At 67.3% G+C, this 4,346-nt stretch carries 3 protein-coding genes; 2 read left to right on the top strand and 1 reads right to left on the bottom strand.

Annotated features, from left to right (window positions below; genetic code table 11):
* Positions 1–947 precede the first annotated feature (947 nt).
* Positions 948–1,880 (bottom strand): LysR family transcriptional regulator, encoded by a 933-nt coding sequence (locus H7I41_RS00835; RefSeq protein ID WP_264010653.1) that lies wholly within the window; start codon positions 1,878–1,880, stop codon positions 948–950.
* Positions 1,881–1,965: 85 nt separating this feature from the next.
* On the opposite strand from H7I41_RS00835, the gene H7I41_RS00830 reads away from it, so the two are divergent.
* The gene (locus tag H7I41_RS00830; RefSeq protein ID WP_264010652.1) at positions 1,966–2,982 is read left to right on the top strand and encodes an alpha/beta fold hydrolase; all 1,017 of its coding nucleotides are present in this window, start codon (positions 1,966–1,968) and stop codon (positions 2,980–2,982) included.
* Between the two features lie 156 nt (positions 2,983–3,138).
* Entirely contained in the window at positions 3,139–3,945 is an 807-nt protein-coding gene (locus H7I41_RS00825; protein WP_264010651.1) for a L,D-transpeptidase, read from the top strand.
* The last annotated feature ends 401 nt before the right edge of the window (positions 3,946–4,346 follow it).

The raw sequence follows: 4,346 nt of genomic DNA, 5'->3' as shown, positions 1-4,346 counted from the left end.
GGAATTCACCGAGACTCCCCCTGAACGTTCGTGTCACATGTGTGGGACGCCGAGCCCTTTGCCGACTCGACGGCGCGCCTTGGGCCGGACATCGACGCACTTCTGATCGATCACGTCCGGCCCCGGGTGCTGTCGTCCCCGCCGACGTCAGAGCGCGAGGCGACAGGCACGCCGGCGAAGGGAATCCGCGGGCCGCGCCGAATCCCGATATTGACGTCAGCGAAATAACTGACCGGGCCGATCTTGGACCAATCTGTGGCCATGGCAGTAGCTGTAACACGCCTTATGGTTCGATCGCAAGGCTTTGCGAAATAAAAGCCATTAGTTGTCGTTAGTTAACGAATATCGCTACTCGCGGTAGCGCGTCAAATTTGCGAATGCAACTATTTGCGGACAGCTTCACCGCCGGGGTTCCAGCAGGCTGGAACAATTTGTGTTGATTCACAACGTGTTTGATGCATCAGCGAACAAGCGTCGGTCAAGCTCGGATCGTCACCATCACGGCTACCGATTTATCGTACGTCCGACGGTGCAAATCCTAGAGAGGAACGGGCCCCGCGTGTCCGTTTTGCCACGGATACGCGTCGAGTTTCAGGGAACCAGCCGGAGACGGTTGCGAGCCGCGACACGTTGTCATTTGCTGTTCTTCATCACCGCTACGAAATGCCGAGAAGTTCTTGGTTGCAGGCAACGCTCGATGTCCGGCGACCCGTCCCCACCCCGGCACCAGCGCCGGCGCGCAGGATTCCCCCGGCGGTCTGACCGCCGCACCGGATGCACGAGGTATTGCTGTGACCGCTCGCCGGTTCCGTCCGTCCGCCGAAGCGGCTCTCGGGCGCCGACAGCGTGTCGCGCGCGGGACGCTGGCGTCGCAGCGATCGGCCGCCGAAGATGCCACTCAGCGGTGGCGTTGCGGAGGGGTGTTTCGCCAGGTGATCGCCGGGCTGTCAGCCGCTCGTCGGCCCGGCCTTGCGGCCCGTCGTCGCCTGTCGGGCGGAGACAGCCGCGGCGAACAGGATCTCGGCCAACCGGGCGGTCGCCGGGGTGCTGCGATCCACCGGCGGTGCTGCGAGGTACACCTTCCACGACACGGCGTCGGCCAGATCGACGCCATGCAGATGAGTGAACTGCTGCGCCTCCGACGACGGCATGAACGCCGTGCCCAGCCCGCTGCCCACCAGGTCGGCCATGGCGGCGAACCCGGCGGGGACCTCGTAGGACGTCCGCGCGGAGACGCCTGCAGCGTGGCAGGCGTCGTCCATCAGGCGGCGGACCCCGAATCCCGGCGGAAAGCCGACGAGATCCTCGCCCGCGACGTCCGCGAGGTGGAGTCGTCGCCGCCCGGCCATGGGATGGTCACGACGACACACGAAGACCATCGGATCCTCGAAGAGCAATCGCATGTCGAGTTGCGGTGGGAATCGGTTGGGCACCGACACCAGCGCGAGGTCCAGCGAGCCCTCCATGAGCGCAGCGAGGTAGGCAGAAGAGCCGGTTTGGCTGAGCCGCAGTCGAAGTCGCACGAACGGGTGGGCACGATGGAACTCGCCGAGCGCACCGGGGACGTCCACCGGACCGTAGGAGACGAGTGATCCGAACTCGATGGTGCCGGCGAGTGCGCCGCGGTACTCGGCGACCGAATCGGTGGCGGCGCGGGTGACCTGCATTACGGCGTGCGCGTGTACACGGAACCGCTCACCGGCCGGGGTGAGGCTGATCCGCTGCCGCGTCCTGTCGAACAGCTCGACCCCGAGCTCGCGTTCCAGCTTCGCGATCGACGTCGACAGTGCCGACTGCACGACGTGGACTCGTGCTGACGCCCGCGTGAAGCTCAACTCGGCGGCGACGGCAAGGAAGTGCTCGACCTGGCGCAACTCCACGCGGATCATCGTATCTGTTTGATAGATGTCATCAATTCATGACAATCGTTGGACGCGATGCCCGCCGTGGGGTCGGATGGTTCACATGAACGCTCTGAACAGACGGCACTTCGGTCGCCTCGCGACACTGGCCGCCGGGGCGACCGCGCTCGCGGCATGCACGTCCGCACCGGCCGAGCCCGGTCCCCCAACTGCGCCGGCGCACCGGCTTGGCCCGGTCAAGCAGATCGACGCCGGCGATCTCGACATCGGATACGCCGAGGCCGGCCCGCCGGATGGGCGCCCCGTGATCCTGCTGCACGGCTGGCCGTACGACATCAACAGCTACGCCGACGTCTCCGCCCTGCTCGCCGGCCAAGGCTTCCGGGTCATCGTGCCGTACCTGCGCGGCTTCGGAAGCACCCGCTTCCTGTCTGCGGATACCGTTCGCAACGGTCAGCAGGCCGCGCTCGCGCACGACGTGATCAGCCTGATGGACGCCCTGCAGATTCCCGCCGCGATCCTCGGCGGCTACGACTGGGGCGGCCGCACCGCCAACGTCGTCGCGACGCTGCGGCCGCAACGGTGTGCGGGACTCGTCGCCGTCAGCGGCTACATCACGGTGAATCTGGCGGCGAACCGTGAACCCCTGCCGCCGAAGGCGGAGTACGGCTGGTGGTATCAGTACTACTTCGCGACACCTCGCGGAGAGGCCGGCTATCGGGAGAACACCCATGACTTCAACAAGTTGATCTGGCAGCTCGCATCGCCGGAGTGGAAGTTCACCGACGCCACCTACGACCTGTCCGCGGCCGCGTTCGACAACCCCGACCACGCCGACATCGTCATCCACAACTACCGCTGGCGGCTGGGCCTCGCACCCGGCGAGTCCCGGTTCGACGCCGACGAGTCCCGGCTGGCCGGCCGTCCTGCGGTCACTATCCCGACCATCACCATCGCCAGCGACTTCGACGGCGCGGCTAAGGACGGCGCTGCCTACCGGGCGCTCTACACCGGCTGGTACCAGCACCGCATCCTCGACGGCATCGGCCACAACGTGCCCCAGGAGGCGCCGGAGGAGTTCGCCTCGGCGATCGCCGAGGTGGCCGGACAGCCCCGGTGACACCCGGTCGACGGGCGACCGCCAGGTCTCGCCGCTGTGGCCGAACCGTGATCAATGCTTGACCGAATCATCAACGCGCGCCGCAAGGTTCGACCGTTGACGCGCCCGTAAGATGGCAGCGTTCAAGATCGCGCGTGATGACAGGGGTTCGAGTAGATGCGGGCAGTCGTCCAACTTGTCCTACCGGTGGTGGTGGCCGGCGCGGCCGTGCTCGGGGGCTCACCCGACGTCGACACCGCAGCGGTCAGTCTGCCCATGTCCGGCGCTGTCGAATCCGTCGCGCCGACCCGTGGCGCGCGCGTCGGAGTCGCGCATCCGGTGGTGGTCACCTTCGGTGGGCCGATCGCCGACCGCGCTGCCGCCGAGCGGGCACTGCGGATCACGTCGACGCCCGCCAGGACCGGCAGATTCGAGTGGCTCGACGATCATGTTGTGCAGTGGATTCCGGACCAGTTCTGGCCGTCGCACAGCACGGTCGCCCTGTCGGTGAACGGCAAACTGACTCTGTTCGAGACCGGCCCCGCCGTCGTCGGGGTCGCCGACCTCTCGGATCACACGTTCACCGTGACCATCGACGGGGTGGGGGCGGATTCGCCGTTCAGATTACCCGCGCCCCACCACCTGCCCCGCCTTGGCGAGGAGGGCGTGCTGCTGGCGACGATGGGCCGGCCGGAGTACCCGACCCCTGTCGGCACCTACAGTGTCCTGGCGAAAGATCCGGTGGTGGTCATGGATTCGAGCAGCGTCGGAATCCCGGTCACCGACCCCGACGGCTATCTGCTCGAGGTGGAGGATGCCGTGCGATTCACCAGCCGTGGACTTTTCGTGCATTCCGCGCCGTGGGCCGTCAACTCGATGGGGCTCGAGAACGTCAGTCACGGCTGCATCAGCCTGGCGCCGGCCGCGGCGGAGTGGTACTTCGACACCGTCAGCGTCGGCGATCCGGTTATTGTGCAGGAGTAGCGACCCCGGATCCAAGGTGTCCCGAACGTGTCCGCACACGTTCTGGCACAACGGAATCCGGGCCACATGGCGTGCACAGCACACCATGTGACCCGGGAGTGGGCGCGGAGACGCCGCGCTACCTCACGAGGACGGCCTTGTCCACAGGTGCTGCCTGAATCGGCGCACCCGCGGCGGTCTTTCCGGTCGGCACACCCTTTCCGCCCAGACCGCCCATTTCGAGGAGCGGAGCGCCTCCGGCCGCAGGTGCGGCGATGGGGGCGCCTGCCGGCACCGGCGGCACGACCGGAACCGGTGGGACGAGGGGAACGGGCGGCACGGGAGGCGCGGCCGGCACCGGTGGGACGACTGGTGGGGCGACCGGCGGAACGACGGGCACGGGCGGCGCCAACGGCGCGGCG

It is taken from the genome of [Mycobacterium] manitobense (assembly GCF_025821665.1).
GTDB classification, from domain to species: domain Bacteria; phylum Actinomycetota; class Actinomycetes; order Mycobacteriales; family Mycobacteriaceae; genus Mycobacterium; species Mycobacterium arseniciresistens.
Note: the sequence above shows the minus strand (reverse complement) of the source record. Positions and strands in the feature narration are given on the sequence as shown.

What these genes read in the sequence shown, in the direction of transcription:
- H7I41_RS00830 (WP_264010652.1), top strand. Translation starts at nt 1,966, where the DNA reads ATGAACGCTCTGAACAGACGGCACTTCGGTCGCCTCGCGACACTGGCC.
- H7I41_RS00825 (WP_264010651.1), top strand. Translation starts at nt 3,139, where the DNA reads ATGCGGGCAGTCGTCCAACTTGTCCTACCGGTGGTGGTGGCCGGCGCG.